The 26,996-nt window shown below is 61.6% G+C and carries 27 protein-coding genes; 19 read left to right on the forward strand and 8 right to left on the reverse strand.

The window, feature by feature from the left end; all coding sequences use genetic code 11:
* Positions 1 to 2: 2 nt before the first annotated feature.
* Together AGR13A_RS04360 and AGR13A_RS04365 are read right to left on the reverse strand one after the other, a co-directional pair.
* Positions 3 to 461 (reverse strand): VOC family protein, encoded by a 459-nt coding sequence (locus AGR13A_RS04360; RefSeq protein WP_080833874.1) that lies wholly within the window; start codon positions 459 to 461, stop codon positions 3 to 5.
* 181 nt (positions 462 to 642) lie between these two features.
* Positions 643 to 2,835 (reverse strand): transglycosylase domain-containing protein, encoded by a 2,193-nt coding sequence (locus AGR13A_RS04365; protein ID WP_080833876.1) that lies wholly within the window; start codon positions 2,833 to 2,835, stop codon positions 643 to 645.
* A 266-nt stretch (positions 2,836 to 3,101) separates the two neighbouring features.
* Between AGR13A_RS04365 and AGR13A_RS04370 the strand changes: the two genes are divergently transcribed.
* The 8 genes from AGR13A_RS04370 to AGR13A_RS04405 all read left to right on the forward strand — a co-directional run bounded on the left by AGR13A_RS04370 (position 3,102) and on the right by AGR13A_RS04405 (position 9,289).
* Positions 3,102 to 3,581 (forward strand): YcgN family cysteine cluster protein, encoded by a 480-nt coding sequence (locus AGR13A_RS04370; RefSeq protein ID WP_035218282.1) that lies wholly within the window; start codon positions 3,102 to 3,104, stop codon positions 3,579 to 3,581.
* 112 nt (positions 3,582 to 3,693) lie between these two features.
* The gene (gene blaOXA, locus AGR13A_RS04375; RefSeq protein ID WP_080833878.1) at positions 3,694 to 4,518 is read left to right on the forward strand and encodes a class D beta-lactamase; all 825 of its coding nucleotides are present in this window, start codon (positions 3,694 to 3,696) and stop codon (positions 4,516 to 4,518) included.
* 40 nt (positions 4,519 to 4,558) lie between these two features.
* Complete coding sequence (locus tag AGR13A_RS04380; protein WP_080833880.1) at positions 4,559 to 5,167, forward strand: class I SAM-dependent DNA methyltransferase; 609 nt, start codon at positions 4,559 to 4,561, stop codon at positions 5,165 to 5,167.
* A gap of 174 nt (positions 5,168 to 5,341) precedes the next feature.
* On the forward strand, positions 5,342 to 7,915 hold the full coding sequence (locus AGR13A_RS04385) for a heavy metal translocating P-type ATPase (RefSeq protein WP_167377401.1): 2,574 nt from the start codon (positions 5,342 to 5,344) through the stop codon (positions 7,913 to 7,915).
* Positions 7,912 to 8,334, forward strand: a complete 423-nt coding sequence (gene cueR, locus AGR13A_RS04390) for a Cu(I)-responsive transcriptional regulator (RefSeq protein WP_035218274.1) — start codon at positions 7,912 to 7,914, stop codon at positions 8,332 to 8,334. The genes AGR13A_RS04385 and cueR overlap by 4 nt, the downstream gene beginning before the upstream one ends.
* A gap of 53 nt (positions 8,335 to 8,387) precedes the next feature.
* Positions 8,388 to 8,588, forward strand: a complete 201-nt coding sequence (locus AGR13A_RS04395; RefSeq protein WP_003522315.1) for a heavy-metal-associated domain-containing protein — start codon at positions 8,388 to 8,390, stop codon at positions 8,586 to 8,588.
* Positions 8,589 to 8,664: 76 nt separating this feature from the next.
* Positions 8,665 to 8,934: a ribbon-helix-helix domain-containing protein gene (locus AGR13A_RS04400; RefSeq protein ID WP_080833882.1), complete on the forward strand. Its 270-nt coding sequence runs from the start codon at positions 8,665 to 8,667 to the stop codon at positions 8,932 to 8,934.
* Positions 8,924 to 9,289 carry a type II toxin-antitoxin system RelE/ParE family toxin gene (locus AGR13A_RS04405; protein ID WP_080833885.1) on the forward strand — a complete coding sequence of 122 codons (366 nt, stop codon included), beginning with the start codon at positions 8,924 to 8,926 and terminating at the stop codon, positions 9,287 to 9,289. The genes AGR13A_RS04400 and AGR13A_RS04405 overlap by 11 nt, the downstream gene beginning before the upstream one ends.
* On the opposite strand, the gene AGR13A_RS04410 is transcribed toward AGR13A_RS04405, so the two are convergent.
* Positions 9,286 to 9,534: a hypothetical protein gene (locus AGR13A_RS04410; protein ID WP_080836527.1), complete on the reverse strand. Its 249-nt coding sequence runs from the start codon at positions 9,532 to 9,534 to the stop codon at positions 9,286 to 9,288. The genes AGR13A_RS04405 and AGR13A_RS04410 overlap by 4 nt on opposite strands.
* A 177-nt stretch (positions 9,535 to 9,711) precedes the next feature.
* On the opposite strand from AGR13A_RS04410, the gene AGR13A_RS04415 reads away from it, so the two are divergent.
* Positions 9,712 to 11,100: an MFS transporter gene (locus AGR13A_RS04415; RefSeq protein WP_208612402.1), complete on the forward strand. Its 1,389-nt coding sequence runs from the start codon at positions 9,712 to 9,714 to the stop codon at positions 11,098 to 11,100.
* Positions 11,101 to 11,123: 23 nt separating this feature from the next.
* Here AGR13A_RS04415 and AGR13A_RS04420 read toward each other — a convergent pair whose 3' ends face one another.
* Both AGR13A_RS04420 and AGR13A_RS04425 read right to left on the reverse strand, forming a co-directional pair.
* On the reverse strand, positions 11,124 to 11,297 hold the full coding sequence (locus AGR13A_RS04420) for a hypothetical protein (protein WP_020009686.1): 174 nt from the start codon (positions 11,295 to 11,297) through the stop codon (positions 11,124 to 11,126).
* A 71-nt stretch (positions 11,298 to 11,368) separates the two neighbouring features.
* Positions 11,369 to 13,084, reverse strand: coding sequence for a glycoside hydrolase family 32 protein (locus AGR13A_RS04425; RefSeq protein WP_139786018.1), 1,716 nt, complete (start codon positions 13,082 to 13,084; stop codon positions 11,369 to 11,371).
* Between the two features lie 167 nt (positions 13,085 to 13,251).
* On the opposite strand from AGR13A_RS04425, the gene AGR13A_RS04430 reads away from it, so the two are divergent.
* Positions 13,252 to 14,712, forward strand: coding sequence for a protein adenylyltransferase SelO (locus AGR13A_RS04430; RefSeq protein ID WP_080833887.1), 1,461 nt, complete (start codon positions 13,252 to 13,254; stop codon positions 14,710 to 14,712).
* Positions 14,713 to 14,867: 155 nt separating this feature from the next.
* Here the strand turns inward: AGR13A_RS04430 and AGR13A_RS04435 are convergent, their stop codons facing one another.
* Positions 14,868 to 15,968: a saccharopine dehydrogenase family protein gene (locus AGR13A_RS04435; protein ID WP_080833889.1), complete on the reverse strand. Its 1,101-nt coding sequence runs from the start codon at positions 15,966 to 15,968 to the stop codon at positions 14,868 to 14,870.
* Positions 15,969 to 16,112: 144 nt separating this feature from the next.
* On the opposite strand from AGR13A_RS04435, the gene AGR13A_RS04440 reads away from it, so the two are divergent.
* Positions 16,113 to 16,544 carry an Lrp/AsnC family transcriptional regulator gene (locus AGR13A_RS04440; RefSeq protein ID WP_003522324.1) on the forward strand — a complete coding sequence of 144 codons (432 nt, stop codon included), beginning with the start codon at positions 16,113 to 16,115 and terminating at the stop codon, positions 16,542 to 16,544.
* Between the two features lie 232 nt (positions 16,545 to 16,776).
* Here AGR13A_RS04440 and AGR13A_RS04445 read toward each other — a convergent pair whose 3' ends face one another.
* Entirely contained in the window at positions 16,777 to 17,145 is a 369-nt protein-coding gene (locus AGR13A_RS04445) for a winged helix-turn-helix transcriptional regulator (protein WP_003509204.1), read from the reverse strand.
* Between the two features lie 142 nt (positions 17,146 to 17,287).
* Between AGR13A_RS04445 and AGR13A_RS04450 the strand changes: the two genes are divergently transcribed.
* Positions 17,288 to 18,127, forward strand: a complete 840-nt coding sequence (locus tag AGR13A_RS04450) for an SDR family oxidoreductase (protein WP_080833891.1) — start codon at positions 17,288 to 17,290, stop codon at positions 18,125 to 18,127.
* A 23-nt stretch (positions 18,128 to 18,150) separates the two neighbouring features.
* Here the strand turns inward: AGR13A_RS04450 and AGR13A_RS04455 are convergent, their stop codons facing one another.
* A complete protein-coding gene (locus tag AGR13A_RS04455) occupies positions 18,151 to 19,791 on the reverse strand; it encodes an alpha/beta hydrolase (protein WP_167377517.1) in 1,641 nt (546 codons plus the stop codon).
* 483 nt (positions 19,792 to 20,274) lie between these two features.
* On the opposite strand from AGR13A_RS04455, the gene AGR13A_RS04460 reads away from it, so the two are divergent.
* The 7 genes from AGR13A_RS04460 to AGR13A_RS04490 all read left to right on the forward strand — a co-directional run bounded on the left by AGR13A_RS04460 (position 20,275) and on the right by AGR13A_RS04490 (position 26,901).
* Entirely contained in the window at positions 20,275 to 20,802 is a 528-nt protein-coding gene (locus AGR13A_RS04460; RefSeq protein WP_080833894.1) for a hypothetical protein, read from the forward strand.
* Positions 20,799 to 22,058: a DNA-packaging protein gene (locus AGR13A_RS04465; RefSeq protein WP_167377402.1), complete on the forward strand. Its 1,260-nt coding sequence runs from the start codon at positions 20,799 to 20,801 to the stop codon at positions 22,056 to 22,058. Before AGR13A_RS04460 ends, AGR13A_RS04465 begins: the two co-directional genes overlap by 4 nt.
* A gap of 687 nt (positions 22,059 to 22,745) precedes the next feature.
* The gene (locus AGR13A_RS04470) at positions 22,746 to 23,054 is read left to right on the forward strand and encodes a Dabb family protein (RefSeq protein WP_035218953.1); all 309 of its coding nucleotides are present in this window, start codon (positions 22,746 to 22,748) and stop codon (positions 23,052 to 23,054) included.
* A gap of 227 nt (positions 23,055 to 23,281) precedes the next feature.
* A complete protein-coding gene (locus tag AGR13A_RS04475) occupies positions 23,282 to 24,448 on the forward strand; it encodes a phage portal protein (protein WP_080833895.1) in 1,167 nt (388 codons plus the stop codon).
* A 195-nt stretch (positions 24,449 to 24,643) separates the two neighbouring features.
* On the forward strand, positions 24,644 to 24,964 hold the full coding sequence (locus AGR13A_RS04480) for a DUF6107 family protein (protein ID WP_080833897.1): 321 nt from the start codon (positions 24,644 to 24,646) through the stop codon (positions 24,962 to 24,964).
* 41 nt (positions 24,965 to 25,005) lie between these two features.
* Positions 25,006 to 25,596 carry an HK97 family phage prohead protease gene (locus AGR13A_RS04485; RefSeq protein ID WP_035218257.1) on the forward strand — a complete coding sequence of 197 codons (591 nt, stop codon included), beginning with the start codon at positions 25,006 to 25,008 and terminating at the stop codon, positions 25,594 to 25,596.
* 36 nt (positions 25,597 to 25,632) lie between these two features.
* Complete coding sequence (locus AGR13A_RS04490) at positions 25,633 to 26,901, forward strand: phage major capsid protein (RefSeq protein WP_080833899.1); 1,269 nt, start codon at positions 25,633 to 25,635, stop codon at positions 26,899 to 26,901.
* The last annotated feature ends 95 nt before the right edge of the window (positions 26,902 to 26,996 follow it).

Below are 26,996 nucleotides of genomic sequence, written 5' to 3' on the forward strand. Positions count from 1 at the left end.
CGTCAAATAGTTTGCCATTCACTCCAACTCAACACGCGCGGGATCTGCGGTTTTGCTTCACCGCCAAGAAACGCGATATATTCCAGCGAGTGACCATCGGGATCCTTGAAGTAGACGCTGGCTGCTGGCATCCATGGGAAGACGACGGGCTCGTCGATCTCGTTTTCGCCGTCAAAGCCGAGGGGCGCCACGTTGTTCCGGCGTAGATAGTCCGGCGCGGCGAGAAGCTGATCAAACTCGACGCTGAAGGCTATGTGGAGCTTCATGTTGATGGGCGCGGAATGGATTGACCATAGGCCAAGCATCGATTGCCCACGTTCGCCGGTCCAGAAGAACGCTACATTCCTTTCCGGGAACCTTTGCGCCAACTCCAGGCCGACGACATTGCGATAAAAATCAACCGATCGTTCCAGATTCGAAACGGTCAAATGCGTCTCGAACAATGCTTTTACTTTCACCATTTCCTGTCCTCAATTACCTGGCGCCTGCCCCTTCCGGGCATTCGCTCTCTTGCAACAGGACTGTGCAACCTCAACCATAATTGAGGTCAAGCGCCGAATGTCGATTTTTCAAATCGGCGTGCAGTCTGCGGTCTTGAGGAAAGCACGCCTTTAGTGCGGATGAGCCGAGGCGGCCACGCCCTCAGCGCCTTTCCGCCTCATCCCTGCCGTCGCGAATGGCGGCTTCGGCTACTTTCTGCGTCGTCACGCTGAGCGCCGAAGCGTCCTTCATCTTCTTGGCGATGGAGCGGATGACGCGGGTGGCTTCCGCCGAGAGCGAGCGCGGGCGGGTGAGCGCCGGCATGGTGGGCGTGTTGGCGGATGCGCCGGCCACCTGTGCCGAAGGCTGCGGCCGCGCGCCCGTCGGCAGCGGGTTCTGGATGCCGGGAATGGGGCGCAGCTCCATGCCCTGATGGGCATAGTCCATCAGCCGCTTGTAGGTCATGGCCGGAAGCGCACCGCCGGTCATGTTGTTCATCGGCGTGAAATCGTCGTTCCCGAACCAGACCGCCGTGGTGTAGTTGCCAGTGAAACCAATGTACCAGGCATCGCGATAAGCCTGCGACGTGCCGGTCTTGCCGCCGGAAACGATGCCGTTTTCCAGTGCGCCCCGCCGGGCCGTGCCCATGACGGGAATGGTCACCAGCATCTGGTTCATCTTCGCATTGGCGTCTTCGGAAAGCACCCGCTTGGCAGGCGGCTCGTCATGGCTGAAGTCGTAGAGAACGTTACCCTCATAATCCAGCACCTGCTCGATGCCATGGCGGCGTGATTGCATGCCGTCGGCCGGGAATACCGCATAGGCCGTCGCCTGATCGAGCACCGTCACTTCCGATGTGCCGAGCGGGATGGTCTTGTCGCTGCGCAGCGGCGTGGTGACCCCCATCGCCTTTGCCGTGTCGACGATCACCTGCGTGCCGAGCACATCCTTGGCCAGCCGCACCGGCACGGTATTGTAGGATTTGGCAAGCGCCACCTGCAGCGTCACCTTGCCGGCATAGGAGCGGCCGTAATTCTGTGGCGACCAGCCGCGCCAGGTCACGGGCGCATCGGAAATCACGGTATCGGGCTTCATGCCCTTTTCCATGGCGGCCGAGTAGGTATAGACCTTGAACGAGGAGCCCGGCTGGCGAAGTGCTGCGGTTGCGCGGTTGAACTGGCTTTCGCCGTAATCGCGCCCGCCGACCATGGCGCGCACGCCGCCGCCATTTTCGATCATCACCATCGCGCCCTGCTTGACGCGGTAACCCTCACCATACTCACGCAGCTCCATTTCCATCGCCTGCTCGGCGGCCTGTTGCAGGCCGGTGTCGATGGTGGTGCGCACGACCACGGTGTGGTCCTTGAACTTGCCTTCGGCAGCCAGCCGCTGCACTTCGTCGAATGCCCAGTCGAGGAAATAATCCGGCGCCTTCACGTCGGCGCGGTCGATGACGGTGGCCGGGTTGCGCCTTGCGCCGATCACCTGACCCTCGGTCATCAACCCGCTCTGCACCAGATTTGACAGGACGGTGTTGGCGCGCGCACGCGCGGCGGGCAGGTTGACGTGCGGCGCATATTTGGCTGGCGCCTTGAACAGGCCGGCCAGAATGGCGGATTCGGCAAGTGTCACATCCGTCAGGTTCTTGCCGAAATAAAATTGCGCCGCCGCCGCCGCCCCGAAGGTGCCGCCGCCCATATAGGCGCGGTCGAGATAAAGGCTGAGGATTTCCTTCTTCGACATGTTGCTCTCGAGCCAGAGCGCGAGGAAGGCTTCCTTGATCTTGCGCTCCAGAGAGCGCTCATTCGTGAGGAACAGGTTCTTGGCAAGCTGCTGCGTCAGCGTCGAGCCGCCCTGCACGACGCCGCCGGCGCGGGCGTTTTCGCTCATGGCGCGGGCAAGGCCGATGAAATCAATGCCGAAATGGTCGAAGAAACGCCGGTCTTCTGTCGCCAGAACCGCCTTGATGAAATGGTCAGGCATCTGGTCGATCGGAACGGAATCCTCGTGGATGATGCCGCGATGACCTATGGTGTTGCCGTAGCGATCAAGGAAGGTCACGGCAAAATCGCCGCGATAACGCCAGTCCTTCTTGGTTTCCTCAAAGGCGGGCATGGCAAGGGCCAGAACCACGACGGAACCTGCCGTTCCGAAGGTCAGCGCGTCGCCGGTCAGGTTGACGAGAAGCTTCTTCCAGCCGCGTACATGCAATTTGCGCGAGGCGATGGTGACATCTTCCCAGAAATCCACCAGCCTTGCCGCAGCCGTCCACAGGCCGGAATCGATGAAGCTATCGATCTTCAGCAGGATATGCCGTTTTTTACGGCCTTTTTTATCGTCTTTTTCTTCCTGCACCTGGCGATGTTTTCCTGTTCGAGGCAACGCGGCCCATCGATATGTCTGCCCGATATTTCTGCTTCAACCAATTCCCGACGCAAAACCATGGCATGGTTGTGTCGGAATTGCTTGACGTGGCGGCCGCCGGCGGGCCAATGACCCCTTGGCGCCTGCCAATGTGCTAAAATATCGTACAAACCAGTCCTTGGCGATACGATATAAAGGATTAGGGACCGGTTAAACACTCCCGTCCAAGAGATCAAAATGAAACGGAAATGTTAACGATGAATGACGCGCCGTTCTGGAAAACCAAATCGCTCACCGAGATGACCGGTGAGGAATGGGAAAGCCTGTGCGACGGCTGCGGCCTGTGCTGTCTGAACAAGCTGGAGGACTGGGACACCGGTGAAGTGGTGTTCACCTCGGTGCGATGTCAGTTGCTCGATGGCGAAAGCTGTCGATGTTCCGACTATGAAAACCGCCGCGCCACGGTGCCGGACTGTATCCAGCTGGATTTGAAGAAGGTGCACGAAATCGGCTGGCTGCCACCCACCTGCGCCTATGCGCTGGTGCGCGACGGCAGGGATCTCTACTGGTGGCACTATCTCGTCTCCGGCGATACCGCCACGGTGCATCAGGCCGGCATTTCCGCGCGTGGCCGCACCGTCAGCGAACTGGATGTCCATGTTGACGACTTCGAGGATTATGTGGTCGACTGGCCGCTGACCGTAGGTGAGACGGTGGGCGAAAAAGAGAGGAGCTGAGGGAGAAGCCAATTTTTCCTTTGGTCCTATTCCTGCCCCATCGTTCTCCTAAACCGCTCTTCACCATTCCGGCAAATGATCCGCAAAATGCGGACGAGGGACATCAAAACGCATGCGCTACCGGCTGCCCGCCATCGTTCTTTCGTGCGTTGCCCTTCCGGGCATTTTGCCGCTTTCCGCTTCCGCCCAGCAACAGCCGCAGGCTTTTGAATGTACGCTGGTCACCTCGATCGAAACCGGCGCCGTCATCAACCAGCAGGGTGCCTGCGACCAGCGCGTGGCACCGGCTTCCACCTTCAAGGTGCCGCTTGCGCTGATCGGTTACGATGCCGGCATCCTTCAGGATGCCAAGACACCCGCATGGGACTGGAAACCCGGCACCGAGGCCCGCGCGCAGGATCGCAAGACGGTCGATCCCACCATATGGGAACAGGATTCGGTGTTGTGGTATTCGCGTGAGATCACGCGCCGCCTCGGCCCAGAAAAATTCGCCGCCTATGTGAAGCGCCTCGGTTACGGCAATACGGATGTGTCCGGCGAACCCGGCAAGAACAATGGGCTTACCCATGCCTGGCTCGGTGCATCGCTGACGATCTCGCCCGTGGAGCAGGTTGGCTTCATCCGCCGCCTGCTGGCCGGCAACCTGCCTTTTTCCCGCGACGCGCAAGCCAAGACCCGCGCCATCGTGCCCGTCTTCGATGCGCCGGAGAGCTGGGCCGTACATGGCAAGACCGGCACCGGCTATATGCGCGACGAAAAGGGCAACCCTGATCGCAACCGCCCCTTTGGCTGGTTCGTCGGCTGGGCCGAGCGCGAAGGCCAGCACATCGTCTTCGCAAGGCTGCGCGTCTCCGACAAGCCATCGAACGAACCGCTCGGTCCCGCCGTGCGCGACGCCTTCCTGCGCGATATTCCCCGGCTGGCGGTGCACCGGTGATGACGCCGCCGGCCTGACCCTTGCCCGAAAGGATAAGTGCATGTCGGACGCCTCCAATGATGTCATCAGGCTCTACAATGAGCACGGCGCTGATTTCGACAGTCTGCGCGGCCGTTCGCTTGCCGAGAAGCCCTGGCTGGACAGGTTCACATCGCTCCTGCCACAGGGCGCATCCATTCTCGATATTGGCTGCGGTTCCGGTGAGCCGATTGCCGGCTACTTCATTGACAATGGTTATGACGTGACGGGCATCGATGCGTCATTGCCGCTGATCGAACTTTGCCGCGCCAGATTTCCGGAAAAGCTCTGGGCGGTCGCGGATATGCGAAAGCTTGCGCTTGGCCGCCGCTTCGACGGGTTGATTGCCTGGCACAGTTTTTTCCATCTGAAGGCGGAAGATCAGCGCCGCATGTTCGGAATTTTTGGGCAGCACGCCAATGACGGAGCGGCACTGATGTTTACGGCCGGACCGGGGCACGGGGAAGCTGTGGGGAGTTTCCAGGGCAAGCCGCTTTATCACGCCAGCCTCGCGCGGGAGGAATATGAAAGCCTGCTTGCAGCACACGGGTTCCGGTTTCTCGATCACGTCGTTGAGGATCCCGATTGCGGCGGGGCGACGATTTATCTCGCAAGACGCGTCGCGGTCTGACGCCGCTTGCGCCGCCCGCCCGATCGCAGCTGATAAGCGGCGCGACCGCGTTGATATTCCTGGTTTTATGACTGGAAACCGTGCTCACGATTGTGTGTTCAACAAAAAGCTTGCCGATACCTTGACCTTCCCATCATGGGAATCTCTACATAGGGTCTCGAAAGGGGATTTCCCATGAACGAGACAGTCAGACACGCCCATTCACAAGATCCGGTTTCCATTCCAGTCGAAGGCATGACCTGCGCCTCCTGCGTGCGGCGCGTGGAAACGGCGGCGGCCAAGGTGCCCGGTGTGCTATCCAGCTCCGTGAACTTCGCCACGAAGAAGCTCACCATCGAACCCGCCGACGGGTTTTCGGCCAGGGTGCTGGGCGCCGCCATCAAGAAAGTCGGTTACGACATCGCCCCGGAGCGGCAGGAATTCGTAGCGGAAGGTTTGCACGGCGAGGCGAATGCGGAACGGCTGAAAGCCGTTCTGGAGGCGGTCGCCACCATCGTTGCCGTCAAGGTCGATGCTGCCTCGGCGAAAGTTGCCGTGGAAATGATCGGCGGCCGGCGCGAACGCGATGCGCTTGTTGAAACGGCAAGGCTTGCCGGCTTTACGCTGAAGACGCCGAGGGCGCACGATCATTCGGCCCATCACGGGCAGCATGGACATCATCAGGGTCAGGCTCATGAGGCAGCCGGCGCAACCGGTGGCCACGACCATATGCAGCATGCGGGCGAAGAGGGGGCGCTGAAGCGCGACCTGACGATTGCCGCGATCCTGACCGCGCCGCTTTTCGTGCTGGAAATGGGTGGTCATCTCTATGAGCCGATGCATCACTGGCTGATGGGCATCATCGAGACGCAGAACCTCTATTACATCTATTTCGCACTGGCGACGGCGGTGATCTTCGGACCGGGCCAGCGTTTTCTCAAGACCGGTTTTCCGGCGCTCCTGCGCGGTGCGCCGGAAATGAACTCGCTGGTGGCGCTGGGCGTCACCGCCGCCTACCTCTATTCGGTCGTCGTCACCTTCGCGCCGGATCTGCTGCCGGAAGAGGCGCAGTTCGTTTATTACGAGGCGGCCACCGTCATCGTGACGCTGATCCTGACCGGGCGGCTTCTGGAGGCCCGTGCCAGCGGCCGCACCGGGGACGCCATCCGCAAGCTGATGAGCCTGCAGGCAAAGACTGCCCGGGTGGAGCGCGATGGTACCACCATCGATATTTCTCCTGAGGACCTGATGGCCGGCGATATCGTCGTCATCCGTCCCGGCGAAAGGCTGGCGGTGGATGGCGAGGTTGTCGAGGGCTCGTCCTATGTCGATGAGTCGATGATATCGGGCGAACCCGTGCCGGTGGAAAAGACGGTCGGCGCAACGGTTGTCGGCGGCACCATCAACAGGACAGGCGCCTTCAAGTTCAAGGCGACCAAGGTGGGCGCCGACACCATGCTGTCGCAGATCATCCGCATGGTGGAGGAGGCGCAAGGGTCCAAGCTGCCGATCCAGCTGCTGGTGGACCGCGTCACCGGGCTCTTCGTGCCCGTTGTCATAGCAATCGCTGTCCTGACCTTCATCGTCTGGGCGATCTTCGGTCCCGAGCCTGCCTATACTTTCGCGCTGGTCAATGCCGTGGCGGTGCTCATCATTGCGTGCCCCTGCGCCATGGGTCTCGCCACGCCGACATCCATCATGGTCGGCACCGGCCGGGCGGCGGAGCTGGGCGTGCTGTTCCGCAAGGGACAGGCTCTGCAGGAGCTGCGTTCGGCGCAGATCGTCGTGGTCGACAAGACCGGCACTGTCACCAAGGGCCGTCCGGAACTGACCGATCTGGTGGTTGCGGAAGGCTTCGCCGATAACGAGGTGCTGACGCTCGTCGCTGCCGTTGAGGGCCGCTCGGAACATCCGATTGCCGAAGCCATCGTCCGGGCTGCCGAAGAAAAGAAGGTTGCGACCCCTGCAGGACTCGAACCTGCGACTGTCGAAAACTTCGAAAGCGTGACGGGTTATGGCATCGCCGCCACCGTCAATGGCCGTAAGGTCGAAGTCGGCGCAGATCGTTACATGGCCAAACTTGGCCATTCCGTGGATATCTTCGCTGAGGCCGCCGCAAGGCTGGGCGATGAAGGCAAGACGCCGCTTTATGCCGCGATCGACGGCAGGCTGGCGGCCGCGATTGCGGTTGCCGATCCGCTGAAACCCTCGAGTGTGACTGCCATCAGGGCGTTGCAGGCGATGGGCATCGAAGTGGCGATGGTGACGGGCGACAATGAACGCACGGCGAATGCAATCGCCCGACAGGTCGGCATTTCCCGCGTGGTGGCCGAAGTGCTGCCCGAGGGCAAGGTGAAGGCGATCCACGAGATGCGCGCAGGCGGCAAGGTGCTGGCCTTCGTCGGCGACGGCATCAATGACGCGCCTGCGCTGGCCGAGGCCGATATCGGCATCGCCGTCGGCACGGGCACGGATGTCGCCATCGAAAGCGCCGATGTGGTGCTGGTCGGCGGCGATCTTCTGGGCGCAGTCAACGCCATCGAAATGAGCCGCGCGACCATCCGCAACATCAAGGAAAACCTGTTCTGGGCTTTCGGCTATAATGCGGCGCTGATACCGGTCGCGGCGGGCGTGCTTTATCCCGCCTTCGGCATCACGCTGTCGCCGATGATCGGCGCGGGCGCCATGGCGCTGTCCAGCGTCTTCGTTCTTGCCAATGCGCTGCGGTTGAAACGGGCGAAGGTGGCCCATCGGGAGGTGATGTCATGAATATCGGCCAGGCATCGGAAGCATCGGGCGTTTCCGCCAAGATGATCCGTTATTACGAGCAGATCGGTCTCATCACGCCGGCCGCCCGCACCGGCAATAATTACCGGGTCTATGGCGAACAGGACGTGCACAATCTGCGCTTCATCAAGCGGGCGCGCACGCTCGGTTTTTCGCTCGAAGAAACCGAGACGCTGCTGAAACTCTGGCAGGACAAGACCCGCGAGAGTTCGGCGGTCAAGGAAATCGCGCTCGTCCATATCGCCGATCTCGAACAGAAGATCGCCGAGATGAAGAGCATGGTGAAGACGCTCTCCCATCTCGCCCATTGCTGCGGCGGCGACCACCGGCCCGACTGCCCCATCCTCGACGATCTCGCGGGCACTGAGAAGGCCGACGCCCGGCCTGCGAGAACCCACTGAGCTTTAATGACAGCCGGTGCGAGAACATCGCGACCGGCGATAAGGAGACAACCATGAGTGCGACCACCTTCCTCATTCCTGACATGACCTGCGGCCATTGCGAAAAGACGCTGCGCGGCGCTCTCACGGAGGCGCTTCCCGGCGCGTCCGTCAGCATCGACCTCGATGCCCACAAACTGACGGTTACGGGCGACGCCGCAACTGCGGAAGCGGCGATCCGCGACGCCGGTTATTCGCCGGAACGGGCGGGCTGAAGCATCTCGTTGCTGGAATGAACAGGAAAGATGTGCTACTGAGTAGCATCATCTTTCCTGTCGAGGGAGTGCCATCATGTCCGTCAAGGCGTCAGTTTCCATCTCGGACCAACAGGACAGTTTCGCCCGAAGGCTGGTGGAGGAAGGGCGTTACGCCAGCCTCAGTGCCGTCGTGCAGCGTGGACTGGAACTGCTTCGGCAGGAAACGGAACTGAAGGACGCCGAACTTGCCGCGCTTCGTGATTTGCTGGTTGAGCGAGGGCAGGGCGACTTCGTCTCCGTGGAAGACGGCAAGGAAAGAACGGCGGCGATGATCGCAGCCAAGAAGGCCGGCCATGGCCTTTAAGATCCTGCGTTCAACGCAGACGGATCAGGACCTCGGCCTCATTCTCGATCATCTTATCCAGTCCTATCTCGACCTCGGCGATGCCTTGCCAGCGGCTTTCACACGCGCCGCGCGACGTGTGGGATCGATTGAAGCGGATATGGAAGCGCTTCACAAAGCACCTTTTCAGGGGACATTATTGCCGGAAATATTTCCCGACCTTCGCCGGGTAACAAAAAATAAGGCTGTCTTTTATTTCGATGTCGATGAGGCAGAAAAGACCGTGCGCATCCTCGCCGTCTTCTTCGGCGGACAGGACCATCAGCGCCATATGTTAAAGCGCCTCTCGTCAGGCCCGGCCGCCGCCGCCAGTTAGACCTCGTCGAAAGCCCCGCCTTCCCGCGAAGGATTGCGGTCGATTACCCGTTCCTCGGCATCGTCGGGCAGGGCTTCGTCGCTTTCCTGATAGGGATCGTCCTCGCTCTCGGCCTCTTCCTCCTCGATTTCCTGTTCGATCGATTGCGGAATTTCTCCCCTGGCCGGAAGGGCGTCGATGTCGAGATCGAGCAGGTCCTCGTCCATGGCGTCTTCGTTGCGGGGCATGATTTTCTCGCGGTCCATGACGGTGTCCTTTCTGTCGGCCATTGAGCAAACGGCCGGGGACGCGGAGAGTTCCTGAGTAAGGTCATTTCGTTCAATCGCTATTGCGTGAAAAAGGCGTCTTGACCTCAACAGTGCTTGAGGTTCTAGTTTGCCCGCCGTACCCGAAAAAATGGAAAGGATACGGTTTTGACGAGTATGGAAATGACGGAGAAAAACGGCTGGAGCGAATTGTTGAGCGGGGCGAACCTCTCGCTTCTGACCGTCATTTCCTCCGGTATCGGCCTGCATGCCTTCAATCAGTTTGCGGTGGTGACGGCCTTGCCGGTCGCCGTGCGTGAAATTGGCGGCGCTGCCTTTTACAGCTGGGCCTATAGCCTTTATTTCGTCGGTTCCGTGGCGGGCGGTGTCACCGCCGTTCTGTTTCGCGAGCGATTTGGCGCGCGCGCCGTCCTCCTCCTGTGCTGCCTGATCTTTTCCATCGGCTCGGTCATGTCGGCGCTCGCCGACAGCTTTTTATGGGTCGTCATCGGCCGGGCATTGCAGGGGCTTGCCGATGGTCTGATCGTGGCGGTGTGCTACAGCCTCATACCCGCCGGTTTCCGTTCCGCCCTGCTGCCCAAGGTCTTCGCCATCGAGGCGGCCATCTGGGCGGTTGCGTCCTTTATCGGGCCGCTGACCGGTGGTTTTGCCACCGAGCACGTGTCATGGCGCGCCACCTTCCTTTTGTCAGCGCCACTGATCGCGCTGTTGCTGGCTTATACGAACTCGGCCGTATCCGCCGAGAGGCCGGTGGTAGCGACGCGCAAACCGCTGGTGCCCTTGTCCCTTTGCCTTGTTGGCGCCCTCGCTTTTTCGGCGCCTTCCGCCTTTGAGGATGCGAGCCTGCGCGTCATCGCCCTGCTGGCCGGGGCAGCGCTGTTATGGGCGGCGCTGAAGGCGGGCACCCGCCCTTCCACCGCTCTTTTCCCGAAGGATTCCTTCCGGCTGAAGACGGTGCTCGGCAGTGGTTTCTGGGTGCTGTTCCTGATGTCCTATGCCCATGCGCTGGGCAGCGTCTATCTGGCTTACGTCGCCATCAATCTCTGGCAATACGAACCGACTTTCGCCGGCTTCATCGTCGTGACCATGCCGCTTGCCTGGAGCTTGGTGGCCATGCTCATCGGCAGCCTGCGTTCCGACCGCCTGCGGGAAATTTGCCTGCATTACGGTCCTTACCAGATGGTACCGGGATGCGCCCTGCTTGGATTGGGGCTTTCGACGGGGAACTGGGCGGAAATGCTGGCCGGGCAAATCCTCATCGGTTCGGCCTTCGGCATGTCATGGGCAGGCATCAGCCAGGCGGCCATGGAGGCGGCACCTGAAGAGGAGCGCAAGATGACGGGCGCGCTTCTGCCCACGGTCGCGACACTCGGAGCCGCGGCCGGAGCGGGCGCAAGCGGCACGGTGGCGGCCGCAACCGATCTGGTCACGCAGATCGATCTCGCCGATGTGACAATGCCGATGGTTTATCTTTATGGGCTGGGCGTTCTCGTTTCGCTGCTGGCGATCCTGACCACGCGCGGTCTGCGAAGCGCGGAGCGTTAAATCTCCGCCACGTGGCGCGCGGCTTACGACTGGGTGGCGGCGATGGTGATCGCCGCCAGATAGACGACGAAGGACATGATCGCGATTGCGCCGATAATGATGATGATGCCCTTGCCGGCACGTTTTTTCTCGGCCTTGTTTTCATTGGCCTCGGTCGGAAACAGGATGGGATCGCTGGTATCGCGGATTTTGGTCATGCCGGTTCTCCTTTCGGCGGATGTATCGGGCGGTTTCGATCTATCAACCGCCCGATCCGCCAAAAGGTTCCTCAGGGTTTCAGCGCCCAGCTGGTGGCATGCACCACCGCGCCGGGGGCGGCCTTCAGCAGTGCCGAGCGAACCGGTTCGAAACCCTCAATGCGCTTGGTGCCCACATATCGGCCGCGATTGGCGAAGACTTCGATGGAGCCGTAATCGAGAAAGATGCGGATGCGCGAGGCTCTTGCGCCCCTGGCGATGTAATGCGGCGAAGGACCTTCCCGCCCGTCTTCGTGGCGGATCCACAGGCCCGTTTCATCGGAAACGACGCCCAGCCTGACCGCCGGATGATCGAGCACCAGTTCGAAGGGCGTGCCGGGCGAGGCAAGCTCGAACAATATTTCCACTGCCCCGTTGATGAAGGTAACGCGTTCGCCGGCGGCAAGCCGCGTGCGGTCGAGAATATGGCTGCGCAGGCTTTCCGCCGCACCGATGGGCGGGGTCAGAAGCTCGCCGTTTGCATAGTGAATCCGGCGCGGCAGCGTCATGGAGGTGGGGAAATCGATCTCCGGATTGGCATCCGCCCAATTGGCCAGCCAGCCGATGCCGATGATGCTGTCGCCATCCAGAAAGGCCTGGAAGGCGTAATTGTCGGTGCCGAAATCCAGTTCCTGCCCGGATTCCTTGGTGAAGACCTTGCCGTCGAACCAGCCGACATCGGCCATGGTCAGGTTCCTGCGGCCGGTTTCCGGGTCCTCCGAATGCATCAGCCCATAGACCAGCACCCAGCGGGTGGAGCGGGCATTGGCGGGTCCATCGAGCGGCAGCAGGCATGGGCATTCGATGGCCGTGGTTTTATAACGCGTTTCCACCCACAGCTTGCCCACATAGGTCCAGCCCGATGCGGCGGTGGGGTCCAGCGTCTCGTAAAGCAGGATCACACCGCCGCCATCGCTCTGGCTGCCGAGCACCATTTTCCACAGGCCGTCGGGGCCGCGAAAGACGTAAGGATCGCGGAAATCCGGCGTCAGCCCCTGTCCGTCCGGGCGGTGGCCGAGAATGACCTCGGCCTGTCCGGCCATGATGAGATCGGAGGAGGTGGCAGTGAGCTGTATCTGCTGTTCGGGAATGCGGTCCTGCACCTGCTCGGTGAAGAAGACGCGGATGCCCGTGCCTTCCACCAGCGGAATGGTGGAGCCGGAATAGGCGCCGCCGCGCTTGTCGGGCCGCGTCGTCAGATCCTCTGAGGGAAAGAGGAAAATCGGCAGGTGCCGCCAGCGCAGATAATCCGACGAGACGGCATGGCCCCAATGCATGGTGTTCCAGCGCAGCCCGTGGGAATAATGCTGATAAAACAGATGCGGCCGCCCCTCGAAACGACCGAAACCGTTCGGGTCGTTCATCCAGCCGAAGGGCGGGCGGAAGTGATAGCTGCCGGGAAGCTCCGGTGCGGCATTATCAGGCTTGGTATGGACGACGGTAATGCCGGTTTCGAGCACATCCGACGCCGTGAACCAGTAGATGACGGAAACGGCTGTTGTGACCGTGTCGTAACTCAGCTCCACATGGCCGCCGCCGAAAACCTGATAGATTCGAAAACCGAACTCTTCCGTGTTGACGCTTGAAACCTCAGCGAATTTTCCATTCTGATTGGAAAAGGAGACGGCACCCGGCTCGGCATCTTTCTTCGCCTTCAGCCAGACATGGAAGGTGGCGTTGACGGGCAGATCGGTATGAATGGTGCGGATGGCGCTTTCCGGCTCGGCTGTAGCTTCAACGACGGTCATTGCTTTTCCTTTCCTTCGGCATTCTGCGGGTCAAGCATAGGAACGATGATGGCGCGGGAAAGTTCATTGCGCAAAATTGAATGAAGCGATGGAGGAGTGCGGCATTTATCGCTCGCATCCGTCGCCTTCCGGCCCCATATAGGGGCAAAGCAGGGAGTTTATCCGTGATGAAATTCGACAATTCCTATGCCCGCCTGCCGGAACGGTTCAGCGCCGCCGTGCTGCCGACGCCGGTGAAGGCGCCGCGGCTCATCGCCTTCAATCGCGGGCTGGCCGATGAACTTCTTCTCGATGTGGCCGGCCTTGACGATGAAAGGCTGGCGGCGATCTTTTCCGGCAATGTCGTGCCGCAGGGGGCCGAGCCGCTGGCCATGGCCTATGCCGGCCACCAGTTCGGTGGTTTCGTGCCGCAGCTCGGCGATGGCCGCGCCATTCTGCTCGGCGAGGTGATCGACAGGAATGGCAAGCGCCGCGATATCCAGCTCAAGGGCTCCGGCCCAACGCCGTTTTCGCGCAGGGGCGACGGTCGCGCGGCCCTTGGCCCGGTGCTGCGCGAATATATCGTGTCGGAGGCGATGTTTGCGCTCGGCATTCCCGCCACGCGGGCGCTCGCGGCCGTCCTCTCCGGCGAGAGGGTGCAGCGCGAAGTCGGCCTGCCGGGCGGCGTTTTCACCCGCGTGGCGGCAAGCCATATCCGTGTCGGCACGTTCCAGTTCTTCGCGGCGCGCGAGGATGACGAGGCGATCAGGAACCTTGCCGACTATGTGATCGACCGTCATTATCCCGAGGCGAAAGAGGCAGGCAATCCTTACCTCGCCCTGCTGCGCGGCATCGCGGAGAGGCAATGCGACCTCATCGCCCGATGGATGATGGTGGGCTTCATCCATGGCGTGATGAATACCGACAATATGGCGGTGTCAGGCGAAACCATCGATTTCGGCCCCTGCGCCTTCCTTGACGAATATCACCCCAACAAGGTCTTTTCATCCATCGATGCACAGGGCCGTTATGCCTTCAACAACCAGCCGGGCATCGCGCAATGGAACATTGCAAGGCTGGCGGAATGCCTGTTGCCGCTGCTCGATCCGCAGGTGGAGAAAGCCGCCGAACTCGCCAATGCCGTTCTCGCCGATTTCGCTGCCGCCTTTCCCAAACGCTGGCTTGCCGGCATGCGCGAAAAGCTTGGCCTGACGGTGGAGGAAGAGGGCGACATCGATCTGGTGCAGGCGCTGCTGGCGCTGATGCAGGCATCGGAAGCGGATTATACGCTGACCTTCCGGCGTCTTTCCCATGCGGCCAATGGCGATGCCGAACCGTTTCGCGGCATGTTCATCGATATTGCGGGGGCAGACGAATTTCTGGCGCGCTGGCGGGAAAGGGCCGGTCGCGAGGGGATTTCCGATTCCGAACGATCAGCGGCGATGCTCTCCGTCAATCCCGCCATCATCCCGCGCAACCATCGGATCGAGGAACTGATCGAGGCAGCGGTGGAAGAGGGGGATTTCGAGCCCTTCCACGCCATGCTGAGAGCAATCGCCACGCCTTTCGAGGAGCGGCCAGATAATTTCGTCTATATGCAGCCGCCGATGAGCCATGAGCGGGTGTTTCGGACGTTTTGCGGGACGTAACGGGTTCGTCAATCCTCGCCGTCATGCCGGACTTGACCCGGCATCCAGCCGCCGCGCGTCTGAGCGGCGAGAGAAGCCTTTTCAGCCCAAGGACTTGGGCTGGCTGGATACCGGCTCGAGGCCGGTATGACGGAGAAATGGGAGGAGATGTTCTCTCACCCAACCCGCGCGAGCGGCTCATGCGAACCATAATAGTGCCCGAACCGGTTTTCGAGGAATTTCGGCAGGGCCACTTCCTCCTGTCGCACGAAGCCCTTCTGCGGCAGGGCGCCTTCGGCAAGCAGATCGAGAACCGTGCAGATGCCGGCGGCGGTGGTGATCTGGATGGCGCTCATCATGCGGCCGGAAACCGGGCCGGCATAGACCTTGTTGGCATAGGTTTCCTGCAGGAAACGCCCGTTGCGGGTGCCGCAGACGGTGACGAAGACGATGACTACATCCTGCATGGTGCCGGGCAGGGCGTTTTCGAACAGGTCCTTCAGCACATCGCGGCGATTGCGCAGGTTGAGGTCGTTCAGCAGCGCCTTCATGATCGCCACATGGCCGGGATAACGGATGGTGCGGTAATTCATCGTGCGCACCTTGCCTTCCAGCGTGGCGCAGAGCGTGCCGAGACCGCCCGAGGTGTTGAAGGCCTCATAGGTGACACCGTCGAGCGAAAATTCCTCACGTTCCTCCAGCGCCGGAACGGCGGTAAGGCGACCTTCGACGATCGCTTCGCAGGGCTCGATATATTCGTTGATCAGCCCGTCCGTGCTCCAGGTGAGGTTGTAGTTGAGCGCATTGGACGGATATTGCGGCAGAGCGCCGACGCGCATGCGCACGCTGTCCAGCTTGTCGAACTTTGCGGCAAGATCGGCAGCGACGATGGAGATGAAGCCGGGGGCAAGGCCGCATTGCGGGATGAGCGCCGTCCCGGCTGTTTCCGCGAGAGCCTTGACCTTGCGGGTGGATTCGACGTCTTCGGTCAGATCGAGATAATGCGTGCCGACGGTAACGGCCGCCTCTGCAATACCCGCCGTCAGGTGAAAGGGGGCGGCGGAGAGCACGGCGAATTTGCCTTTCAGCAGCGCTTCCAGAGCGGGACGGTCGGTGATGTCGACGATTTCGGTGTCGACCCGTTCATGCGCCGGCACATTGGCCAGCTGATCGGCCGAACGGTCGGCGACGGTGATGCGATAATCGCCTGATGCGGCCAGCATCCAGGCGATGGCCGAACCGATATTGCCCGCGCCGATGACGACGATGTTTTTCATGTTTTTGTTCCCCGCAGTGAATGCAAATGTGTCAGCGCAGATGCGCTTCAATAACAGAATGCCAGTTTTTATTGACGATTCGCAGCTTCACTATGTGCGGATAGCGGGTTAATATTAGGCAATAAGACGACAGGATTGGTCACTATGACGATTGCCGACAAGGACCGGGCGCTGCTCGCCCTGCTTTCCGAAAATGCCCGCATGCCGGTGGCGGAACTGGCGCGCAAACTCGGCCTTTCGCGCACCACGGTGCAGGCCCGCATCGAGCGGCTGGAGGCGGACGGGGTGATTGCGGGTTATGGCCTCAGGCTTTCGGAAAGTTATCTTTCCGGACTGGTGCGCGCCCATGTGCTGATTACCATCGGGCCGAAGGCGCTGCCCGGTGTGACGGCGGCGCTCGCCGCCATCAAGGAGGTGACGACGCTGCATTCGGTGAGCGGCACCTTCGATCTCATTGCCATTCTGGCTGCGCCTTCGATCCTTGATCTCGACCGGTTGATCGACCGCATCGGCGCACTTGACGGCGTGGAGCGCACGCTGTCGTCGATCATTCTGTCGACGCGGATTTCGCGGTAGGAGCGTTTGAGGGAGTGGAAGATACGCGAAACCCACTTCGGTCATGCCGGACTTGATCCGGCATCCAGCCGCCGCGCGTCTGCGCGGCGAATAGAGTCTTTTCAGCCCAAGGACTTGGGCTCGCTGGATACCGGATCAAGTCCGGTATGACGGAAGCGATGATCTGCAAAACGAAGCAGCAAACGAGCTTGCCGCTCCCATGCTTCCGTCGCTACGCGGGCGCGAAGACCCTCTAAACCACCGCCCGCTCATCATAAGCCCTCTGCGCCGCCATCACCGCGTCGATATTCCCCTCCGCCCAATGGGCAAGCGCCGCCACCGTGTCGGTCAGCGTCCGCCCCAGCGGCGTCAGCGAATATTCGACCGTCACCGGCACGGTCGGGAACACCTGCCTCGAAATCAACCCGTCGCGCTCGAGCTTCTTCAGCGTCTGCGACAGGACTTTCTGCGAAATGCCCTTGATCTCCCGCCGCAGCAGGTTGAAGCGCACCGCTTCCACCCGCAGCCGGTCGAGGATCAGCAGCGCCCATTTGTCGGCAATCCTGTCCAGCACCATGCGGGTGGGGCAGCGGTCTTCATAGACGTCATAGATACGTTCCATGGGTTTGTTCCGTCGTTTCAGGGCCATGCCGGTTTCCGAAAGGAAACCAGATAACCGAAAAGTGCTCTCTTTTCATGATTTCGCAAACGCAGTACCTGTGTTTTCGAAACATGGTTTCCATTAGATACTACGGAGATTTGAGATGACAGGCAAGATACTCGTAATCGGTTCCACCGGCACCATCGGCACGCCGCTGGTGAAAGCGCTCCTTTCCAAGGGCGAAAGCGTGAAGGCCGCCTCGCGCAGCGGCAACGCCACGGGTGGCGCGGAAGGCGTGCGTTTCGACTATACCGACGCATCGACTTATGCGGATGCCTTCGATGGTGTTGACCGTCTGTTCCTCATCCTGGCGGGCGGGCGTCTGGATGCCATCGACGCGCTGACGCCTGTGGTCGAGGAGGCGGCACGCCGCAAGGTGAAGATCGTGTTCCTCAGCGTCCTCGGTGTCGATGCCGATGATTCCATTCCCTATCGCCAGATCGAGCTGAAGATCATCGCTTCGGGTACGCCTTACGTCATCCTGCGACCCAACTGGTTTGCCGATAATTTCCACAGCTACTGGAAGGCCGGCATCGACCACGGCCAGATCGCCGTGCCGGCCGGCGAGGGCAAGTCGAGCTTCATCGACGTGCGCGACATCGCCGACAGCGCCGCCGCAGCCCTGACCTCTGACGCCTTTAACGGCAAGGCTTTCAACCTGACGGGTCCGAAAGCCCTAGGTTACGGCGAAGCGGCCGCGCTGATATCGCAGGCGATCGGCAAGCCGGTTTCTTACACTGCCGTTTCGGATGAGGTCTTCATCGGCATTCTCACCGGTGCAGGCGTGCCGCAGGACTATGCCTCGTTCCTCGCCTCGATCTTCTATCCCGTGCGCGAAGGCTGGACAGCACTGGTGACCGGCGATGTCGAGACGCTGACCGGCCATGCGCCGCGTTCACTGGAGACCTATATCGCCGACAATCTGGACCGGCTGAAGGGCTGAGGCTCCAGGCGAGCCTGCCGCGCTCACGCCGGATCGGTGGAGCCGCGGCGGGCCTTGAAGAACATCTTCAGCCGCTGGATCTCCTCGGGGTTCCAGCCGCTTGGCGCGGTCACCTCCGTCCATGCATCGATATAATGTTCCGGCGCATAGACATGGCCATAACCGATGGGCGCGGTGGTGGCGGCGGCGACATCGAGGCCGAGCTGCAGCAGGGTGACGACCGGGAACCAGCGGAAGGATGTGGAAACGTCAGGTCCGTGGTGCGCCATCCATTGCGGCCGCCGGTAAAGCGAGGCGGCCTCGAAGAAGGTGATCGGGTCGCTGGCATATTGCAGATAGACGATCCGCATCGGCCCCCATTCCGCATCGGGCATATGCGCGGTCGTATATTGGTTGGCGAAGCGGATGACGGAGGAATCGCGGAAACGCGGCAGCCATTCCGGCGTGCCCTTCACCCGGCCATTGGTGGCCATGCGCCATGTCGGGCTGGAAAAGGGCGGTCCGCTCCACAGCGCGCCCTGGAACGGGTCGGAGAGCACATCGTAGAGATCCGAGGATTTCTGCGAGTTGAGCGAACCGAGGCTGAGGCCATGCAGGTAAAGCTTCGGCCGCGTTTCCTTCGGTAGCGTGGTCCAGTAGCCATAGACGGCCTCGAACAAAGCGCGTGCCGTCTCGACACCGTAATCCGGCTCCGTCAGCAGCGCGATCCAGCTCGAGAGATAGGAATATTGCACGGCGACGCTGGCGATATCGCCATCATGCAGATATTCGACCGTATCGAGCGCTTCCGGGTCGATCCAGCCGGTCCCGGTGGGAATGACCACCAGAAGCACCTTGCGCTCGAAACCGCCGACCCGTTTCAGCTCCTCCAGCGCTAAGGCCGCTCTTTCTTCCGGCGTCGAAGCCGAGTTGAGGCCCGCATAGACCCTGAGCGGCTCCTTTGCCGGGCGATGGGTGAAGGCGGATATTTCGGTGGCCGCCGGGCCTTCGGCGACGAATTCGCGCCCGCGTCGGCCGAGCGATTCCCATGTCATCAGCGAGGCGCTGCTGCCGGTCTTGAGTGCGTCTGACGGGCGCGGCACGTCGGGTTCGATCAGCGCATCCACCTGTTTCAGCGAGGAATCGGCAAATCTGAGGCCGATATCGAAGATCAGCCCATTGAGCAGCATCCATGAGAGGATGATTGCCACCGCGATACCGAGCACATTGGCAAGGCGGCGCGGCAGGAAATGGCGGCTGCGCGCCGCAAAGAACCGGCGGATAAGCTGAAACAGCCGGCCAGCGCCGATGAGGATGGCGGCGACCAGCACCGCAAGGCCGCCGGTCTTGGTGGGGTGGGCGCTGGGCAGCGGATCGAGCTCCATCAAAACGCGGATGGAATTCTGCCAGTCCTTCGCCTGCCATAAAAACGCGATGGCCGTGATGGCGGCGGCGAGCGCGATGAGAAAACGAATGCCGCGCGCATTGTGGCGCGAGGGTTCGGGCAGCTCCAGATAGGCCCAGATGGCGTGCAAAGCGACACCGATCAGATAACCGATGGCGAAGGAAAAGCCGCACAGCACCCCCTGCATCAGCCATGTACGCGGCAGGAGCGAGGGCGTGAGCGAAGCGCAGAACAGAATAGTGCCGAAGACGATGCCGGTTGCCGAAAGACCCGCAAACAACCGCTCAACCCATTGTTTCACCAACTTGACTTGCCCCTTGTGCTCATCGCCTGGTGCTGAGTGTAATATGTGACGGACGAGGGTGCAAATCCTGTTGGCAGGATAAAAATCACGATTATAGGAAAATAATCCTTTACAGCGTGACGGTGGTTTGATAGTGTTTGGCTACAGTCGGAGATTTGCGGCTGAAGACGGCGCACGGTCAAAAGGGTTGTCTCCGGTTTGATGGCAAGCTTCCCTTATAGTCGGTGCCATATTGTTGCCCATCCAGCCGCCGTCCAGTTTTGTTCTCTGGGCCAGAGCCGTTCTCCTCGTCATGCCGGGCTTGACCCGGCATCCAGCCGGCGCGCGTCTGCGCGGCGAAAAGACTTTTCAGCCCAATGACTTGGGCTGGCTGGATTCCGGCTCAGGGCCGGAATGAGGGGGAAAAGATGTTCCGTCGCATAACCGCAATCGCTGCCATTTCTCTCAAAGGCCAATCCCATGACAATCTCCAGCAATTGCGATCCGGCGCTCTACGGCGTCTGGCCGGAAACGCCCGCCTATGCGGGTGACGACATGCCGGACGCCGCACCGGAGACGAAGTCGCGGGCCGACAGGCTGGCCGCCGAAGATGCGGCGCGCAACGGCAGCCTGCGGCAATTGCTGAACGAGCTGACGGAGGAGATGCGCGAGCAGTTCTGCCTGTACCGCAATCTCCGCCAAGTGAGCGAAGCGGCCTTTCTGGCGACGGCGGAGGACGCTTCGGGCAAGCTGGCGCGCGCCGATGTGAAGGCTGCGACGGACCAGCTTTCGCTGATCGTCCGCACGCTGGAGCGGATCGACGCTTTGCAACGGGTGCTGGCGGAGGAGAGGGAAGCTCTTTTCAGCGAAGACGAAACCGAGGCCGGGGATTACGAAGCGGCGGTGGCGCATTTCCTCAACCGCATCGACGAACTGGCTGAACAGAAATGCCGCGCGAAGATGGCGGCCGATCCCGCCCGCAGCCCATCCGCAGAAGCTGACGCATGACGGATATGCCGACCGGACCCCATCTGCCGGCGCAGGTCTTCAACCTCCTGCGTGACTGGCGTTTCATCGGCAACCTGCCGCAGCAACCGCCGGAGGGCGACTGGCGGACATGGCTGCTGATCGGCGGGCGCGGTTCCGGCAAGACCCGCGCCGGGGCGGAATGGGTGCATCGTGTCGCGTCCTCTGGCAAGCAGTCGGATTTGCGCATCGCGCTCGTGGCCGAAACGCTGGGCGACGCCCGCGAGGTGATGATCGACGGCATTTCCGGCATCTGCCGCATCGCCCGCCGCCAGCGCCCCGCCTTCGAGGTATCGCGCCGGCGGCTCCTCTGGCCGAATGGCGCGATGGCGCAGGTGTTCTCTTCGGAAGACCCGGAAAGCCTGCGCGGCCCGCAATTCCACATGGCCTGGGCGGATGAGCTGGGCAAATGGAAATATCCGCAGGAAACCTGGGACATGCTGCAATTCGGCCTGCGTCTGGGTGAAACGCCCCGGCAACTGGTGACCACCACGCCACGGCCCATCCCGCTTTTAAAGGCGCTTCTTGCCGATCCCTCGACGCGGGTGGCGCGGATGCCGACGGCCATGAATGCGCGCAATCTCTCGCCCGGTTTTCTCAAAGCCATGCAGGACCGCTACGGCGGCACCCGGCTGGGGCGTCAGGAAATCGGCGGTGAATTGATCGACGAGCGTGAGGGCGCGCTGTGGAAACGCGCCGATCTGGAAGCGATCATCGAAGCGGCGCATGAGCCGCTCACGCGGATCGTGGTGGCGGTAGACCCGCCCGCCGGCATCGGTGAACATTCCTGCTGCGGCATTGTCGTGGCGGGGCTCGGCATGTCCGGGCGGCTTAACGTGCTTGCGGATTGTTCGGTGGAAGGCGAAACGCCGGCCGGCTGGGCCCGCGCCGTGGTCGCCGCCTTTCGCCGCCACGAGGCCGACCGGGTGGTGGCGGAAGTCAATCAGGGCGGGGAAATGGTGCGCGCCATGCTGCAGAGCATCGACGCCAACCTGCCGCTGACGCTGGTGCGGGCGAGCCGCGGCAAGTTCACCCGCGCCGAGCCGGTTGCCGCACTCTATGAGCAGGGCAGGGTGCGCCACGCCGCGCGGTTTGAAAAGCTGGAAGACCAGATGACGGATTTCGGCCCCGACGGCCTATCCTCCGGGCGCTCGCCGGACCGGCTGGATGCGCTCGTCTGGGCGATAACGGCGCTGACGACGATGGTGGTGAGTGAACCGAAGGTGCGGGGGATGTGAGGACGGCGATTATTGGCTGCCGCGAATGAGAGCCAATTACCGGTCGAGCGGATGCCCCGGTTTCTTCTCCCCGAGCGGGGAGAAGGTGGCGCGCAGCGCCGGATGAGGGGGCCACGGTCAAGATGTGCTGATAAAGTAGAGAGATGCGGAGAGCTTGCCCCCTCATCTGATCCTTCGGGCCATCTTCTCCCTGGCGGAGAGAAGAAAAGCCGAGGCACCGTCAACGCCCATTTCGGGCGTCTGGCCGGTCTTATTTCTTCGGGGATTGCGCCGGTTTCGGCTGGGAGCCGGTTTCACGCATCTGGCGCCACTCGTTCTCGAGACGGTCATAAACGTTCTGGGGGATTGTCGCTGTCATTGTGGCATTCCTCCTTGAATGATCGCCGCTGCTGAATTGCGCGGTGAGTGGAGTTAGCGCGCCAAGCTTCGGGAATTCAAGGAATTTTTTACCTCAAAACCGCGGCCTCCGGATTAAAATCGATTAAGGTTTTTTCAAATCGATTTAGTCCTGACGGCCGTCATGTGGAAAAACCGGATGTTAAGGCATCCCCGATTTTCAGGAGCCGGATTGGTCCGTGACGAGGTACGATTCTTAGCGTCGGCGCGGATTGAACCGGGGCGGACCAGATGATAACCCGTTACTCGCACGCCGAAGGCGCAATTGAGTTTTGCATGACAGGTGACACCGTGATCCGCCATATCGTTTTTTTCACCGTTCCCGAGGAAAATCGCGACGCCGTGCGCCGGGGCCTTTCCGGGCTTACGGCCATACCGCATTCGCTGAAGCTGGAAATCGGCGAAAACGTGAAGAAGGATCAATGGGGCAATTCAGTCGATTTCATCGTTTATGGCGAGTTCGAAAACGAGGCGGCGCTGGCGGCCTATAAGGCCGATCCCGCCTATGATCTTTCCACCCGCACCGTGAAACCGCTGCGCGAGACCCGCATTGCCGCCGATTTCAACAGCGATACGGCGGTGAAAGCGCCGATCCGGTAATTTGCTTTCACCTGCGAAAGTGGGAGCACGCATCCGCACGTAGTCTGCTGAAAATGTGCGCAAACCTTTCCTCCGTCATGCCGGACTGGATCCGGCATCCAGCCGAGGCGGCTCTCGCGCGGCGACAGGAGTCTTTTCAGCCCTAGGACTTGGGCTGGCTGGACCCCGGATCTCGTCCGGGGTGACGGCATAGGGACGCTGTACACCGTCAAACCAAGGACAACTCCATGCGATTTCCCTTCTCCCTGCCGTGGCTGCGCCCGGCGGATGGCAAAGCTGTGCCTGAAAGCCAGAAAATGGCTGGTGGCTTCATGGCGGTGGCGGTGCAGGGCGGGCAGGCCTTCTGGTCCGGCCGGTCCTATGCGGCGCTCGCCCGCGAAGGCTTCATGAAAAACCCCGTGGCGCACCGTGCCGCCCGCATGGTGGCGGAAACATCCGCCGCGGTCAGCTGGCTGCTTTATGATGGCGACGAGGAATTGGCCGATCACCCGCTTTTGGCGCTGCTTTCCAGACCGAGCGCCCATATGGGCGGGCCGGATTTCTTCGAAACGCTTTATGGCCACCTCATGCTGGCCGGAAATGCCTATATCGAGCCGTTAATGGTGGGCGAACGCCTGCGTGAGCTGCATCTGTTGAGGCCCGACCGGGTCAGCATCGTCGAAGGGCCTGATGGCTGGCCAGTGGGCTACGATTACCGTGCCGAGGGCCGCGCCATCAGGCGCATTGCCAGCGACCGTGACGGGCTGGGCCTGCTGCACCTGAAACTTTTTCACCCGCTGGACGACAGGGCGGGTTTTGCGCCGCTTGCTTCCGCAGGGGCCGCTCTCGATCTGCACAATGCCGCGAGCCAGTGGAACAAGCGCCTGCTCGACAATTCCGCCCGGCCTTCCGGCGCGCTGATCTATCAGCCGAAAGAAGGCGGCAATCTTTCCACCGAGCAATATGAACGGCTGAAACGGGAGCTGGAAGAAGGCTATCAGGGCGCGATGAATGCCGGCCGGCCGCTTCTTCTGGAGGGCGGGCTGGACTGGAAGGCCATGGGGCTTTCGCCCCGCGACATGGATTTTCTGGAGGCGCGCAACGGTGCAGCACGCGATATAGCGCTTGCTCTCGGCGTGCCGCCGATGCTGATCGGCATTCCCGGCGACAATACCTATGCCAATTACCAGGAGGCGAACCGCGCCTTTTATCGTCTCACCGTGCTGCCGCTCGTTTATCGCACGGCGGCAAGGCTGTGCGGCTGGCTCGCGCCGGTCTTCGGCGCGGGGCTGCGCCTGGAACCCGATCTCGACAGGATCGCCGGCCTCTCCGGCGAGCGGGATGCGCTCTGGGCTCGCATCGGCGCGGCCTCGTTCTTGAGCGACGAGGAAAAGCGCGAAGCCGTCGGTTACTGATCGCGGCCGGGGAGGAGCGAAGCTGCACCTTCCCTGATGAATCAATTTCTGAAGAAGCGGAATCTCTCTGTGAGACTTTCCGTCCAAGCGATTCTGAAGATTCGTAAAATCACCCATCGCGGGCGCGCAAAGAGCGCCTGCGGGCGACGCGGCGCGTCCGCCCGATAACCACATCCTAGAACGGAATGATTACCCATGTCTGAATTCGCCAATGAGGCCGGCATCTGGGCCGCCCGCATCACCGGCGCCGTGGCGGGCGCGGGTGTGTCGCTCGTTTATCTCCTGCCGAAAAGCAAACGCGAAGCCGCCAGCCGTTTCATCACCGGCGTTTCCTGCGGCATGATCTTCGGCGGCCCGGTTGGCCTGTGGATCGTGCAGCAGCTCGATATTGCCGGTGCGCTTTCAGGCCATGAGATCATGGTGGCGGGCTCGGCCGCCGCCAGCATGGTGGCCTGGTGGGGGCTTGGTCTGCTGGTGCGTGTGGCCGACCGTTACAACGCCCGTCCCCGCACCTAGCCTCCACACGGCCCCCCTTTTCCCCATTGCAGGAGTTACCCATGCACGCCTATCGCGGGCCACGTCCCGCCACGCGCAAATTCGCCAGTCTGGAACTGCGCGGCATATCCGGAGACGGCACGTTTTCCGGTTATGCCAGCGTTTTCGGCGAGGTCGATCTCGGTCGCGACGTGATCGAGCGCGGCGCTTTCCATCGCTCCATCGAGGAACGCGGCGCAGCCGGCATCCGCATGCTTTACCAGCATGATCCGGCCGAGCCGATCGGCGCATGGCGCACCATCCGCGAAGATGAGCGCGGGCTTTACGTCGAGGGGGTTCTCGCCCCCGGCGTCGCCCGCTCCCGTGAGGTCCATTCGCTGATGAAGACGGGCGCGCTGGATGGTTTGTCGATCGGTTTTCGCACCGTACGTTCCAGCAGGGAGGGGCGTTCCGGCAAGGCGGCGCGCTCCGGCGTCCGGCGCATTCTGGAGGCCGATCTGTGGGAAATCTCGGTCGTTACCTTTCCGATGCTGCCTTCGGCACGGGTCTCCGACGTCAAGCATGCCCGCTTCTTCCGCGACCGCGAGACCGAACTGGTGCGCAGCATGCGCCGCGCCGCGCGCTCGCTTTTCGACACCGCCTTCAAACGCTGATTTTTCAACAGATACTTCCGAAACAAGGATGGCGACATGACAGACCAGACCACCAGACCGGCCGCAATGACGGTCGCGCCGCAGATAAAGGCGGTGCCCGACACCATGACGGCCGCCTTCGACGAATTCATGGAAGCCTTCGAGGCTTTCCGCGACACCAACGATCAGCGGCTTGCCGATATCGAACGCAAGATGGGCGCCGACGTCGTGACCCGCGACAAGCTCGACCGCATCGACAAGGCGCTGGACGACAACCGCAGGATCATGGACGATCTGGCACTGAAGAAGGCGCGGCCCGCTCTCGGCCGCAAGGAAGCGCTCTCCCATGACGCGGATGAACACAAGGCCGCTTTCGAGGCCTATATCCGCCGGGGTGAGGAGGGCGCGCTGCGCGATCTGGAGGCCAAGGCCTTTGCCGGCTCGACCGGCGCCGATGGCGGTTTTCTGCTGCCGAGCGAGACGGATGGCGAGATCGGCCGGCGCATGACGGCGATTTCGCCGATCCGGGCGCTCGCAACCGTGCGACAGGTGTCCACCGCGGTATTGAAAAAACCCTTTTCGCCCGGAGGGCTTGCCACCGGCTGGGTCTCCGAAACGGCGGCTCGCCCCGAGACGACGACGCCGAAGCTCTCCGAGCTTTCCTTTCCGACCATGGAACTCTACGCCATGCCGGCCGCCACACAGGGCCTGCTGGATGATGCGGCGGTCGATATCGAGACCTGGATCGCTTCGGAAGTGGACATTGCCTTTGCCGAACAGGAGGCTGCCGCCTTCGTCACCGGTGACGGCGTCAACAAACCGAAAGGTTTCCTCTCCTATACGGCCGTCACCAACGATAGCTGGAGCTGGGGCAATATTGGTTACGTCGCAACCGGCGTCTCGGCCGGCTTTGCCTCTGCCGGGCCGATGGATGTGCTGCTGGATACCGTCTATGGGCTGAAGGCCGGCCATCGCCAGAACGGCAACTTCGTGATGAACCGCAAGACGCAGGCGGCGCTGCGCCGCTTCAAGGATACGACCGGCGCCTATCTGTGGCATCCGCCTGCCGCCGCTGGCCAGCCCGCTTCGCTGATGGGCTTTCCGGTGGTGGAAGCCGAAGACATGCCGAATGTGGCCGCCAACAGCTTCGCCATCGCTTTTGGCGATTTCCGCGCCGGATACCTCGTCGTCGACCGCACCGGCGTGCGCATCCTGCGCGATCCCTATTCGGCCAAACCTTATGTGCTGTTCTACACCACCAAACGCGTGGGCGGCGGCATGCAGAATTTCGAGGCGATCAAGCTGGTGAAATTCGGGGTGAATTGACCGCAGACCTTGCGGCTCTTTCTTCTCCCCGCCGGGGAGAAGATGCCCCGAAGGGGCAGATGAGGGGGCAAGCTCTCCGCATATCTCTGCCGTCG

The organism is Agrobacterium genomosp. 13 str. CFBP 6927 (genome assembly GCA_900012615.1).
Taxonomy (GTDB): domain Bacteria; phylum Pseudomonadota; class Alphaproteobacteria; order Rhizobiales; family Rhizobiaceae; genus Agrobacterium.

Bases quoted from the DNA above. Each gene is read 5' to 3' on its own strand.
- AGR13A_RS04360 (WP_080833874.1), bottom strand. From the start codon at position 461: ATGGTGAAAGTAAAAGCATTGTTCGAGACGCATTTGACCGTTTCGAAT.
- AGR13A_RS04370 (WP_035218282.1), top strand. From the start codon at position 3,102: ATGAATGACGCGCCGTTCTGGAAAACCAAATCGCTCACCGAGATGACC.
- blaOXA (WP_080833878.1), top strand. From the start codon at position 3,694: ATGCGCTACCGGCTGCCCGCCATCGTTCTTTCGTGCGTTGCCCTTCCG.
- AGR13A_RS04380 (WP_080833880.1), top strand. From the start codon at position 4,559: ATGTCGGACGCCTCCAATGATGTCATCAGGCTCTACAATGAGCACGGC.
- AGR13A_RS04385 (WP_167377401.1), top strand. From the start codon at position 5,342: ATGAACGAGACAGTCAGACACGCCCATTCACAAGATCCGGTTTCCATT.
- cueR (WP_035218274.1), top strand. From the start codon at position 7,912: ATGAATATCGGCCAGGCATCGGAAGCATCGGGCGTTTCCGCCAAGATG.
- AGR13A_RS04395 (WP_003522315.1), top strand. From the start codon at position 8,388: ATGAGTGCGACCACCTTCCTCATTCCTGACATGACCTGCGGCCATTGC.
- AGR13A_RS04400 (WP_080833882.1), top strand. From the start codon at position 8,665: ATGTCCGTCAAGGCGTCAGTTTCCATCTCGGACCAACAGGACAGTTTC.
- AGR13A_RS04405 (WP_080833885.1), top strand. From the start codon at position 8,924: ATGGCCTTTAAGATCCTGCGTTCAACGCAGACGGATCAGGACCTCGGC.
- AGR13A_RS04410 (WP_080836527.1), bottom strand. From the start codon at position 9,534: ATGGACCGCGAGAAAATCATGCCCCGCAACGAAGACGCCATGGACGAG.
- AGR13A_RS04415 (WP_208612402.1), top strand. From the start codon at position 9,712: ATGGAAATGACGGAGAAAAACGGCTGGAGCGAATTGTTGAGCGGGGCG.
- AGR13A_RS04420 (WP_020009686.1), bottom strand. From the start codon at position 11,297: ATGACCAAAATCCGCGATACCAGCGATCCCATCCTGTTTCCGACCGAG.
- AGR13A_RS04425 (WP_139786018.1), bottom strand. From the start codon at position 13,084: ATGACCGTCGTTGAAGCTACAGCCGAGCCGGAAAGCGCCATCCGCACC.
- AGR13A_RS04430 (WP_080833887.1), top strand. From the start codon at position 13,252: ATGAAATTCGACAATTCCTATGCCCGCCTGCCGGAACGGTTCAGCGCC.
- AGR13A_RS04435 (WP_080833889.1), bottom strand. From the start codon at position 15,968: ATGAAAAACATCGTCGTCATCGGCGCGGGCAATATCGGTTCGGCCATC.
- AGR13A_RS04440 (WP_003522324.1), top strand. From the start codon at position 16,113: ATGACGATTGCCGACAAGGACCGGGCGCTGCTCGCCCTGCTTTCCGAA.
- AGR13A_RS04445 (WP_003509204.1), bottom strand. From the start codon at position 17,145: ATGGAACGTATCTATGACGTCTATGAAGACCGCTGCCCCACCCGCATG.
- AGR13A_RS04450 (WP_080833891.1), top strand. From the start codon at position 17,288: ATGACAGGCAAGATACTCGTAATCGGTTCCACCGGCACCATCGGCACG.
- AGR13A_RS04460 (WP_080833894.1), top strand. From the start codon at position 20,275: ATGACAATCTCCAGCAATTGCGATCCGGCGCTCTACGGCGTCTGGCCG.
- AGR13A_RS04465 (WP_167377402.1), top strand. From the start codon at position 20,799: ATGACGGATATGCCGACCGGACCCCATCTGCCGGCGCAGGTCTTCAAC.
- AGR13A_RS04475 (WP_080833895.1), top strand. From the start codon at position 23,282: ATGCGATTTCCCTTCTCCCTGCCGTGGCTGCGCCCGGCGGATGGCAAA.
- AGR13A_RS04480 (WP_080833897.1), top strand. From the start codon at position 24,644: ATGTCTGAATTCGCCAATGAGGCCGGCATCTGGGCCGCCCGCATCACC.
- AGR13A_RS04485 (WP_035218257.1), top strand. From the start codon at position 25,006: ATGCACGCCTATCGCGGGCCACGTCCCGCCACGCGCAAATTCGCCAGT.
- AGR13A_RS04490 (WP_080833899.1), top strand. From the start codon at position 25,633: ATGACAGACCAGACCACCAGACCGGCCGCAATGACGGTCGCGCCGCAG.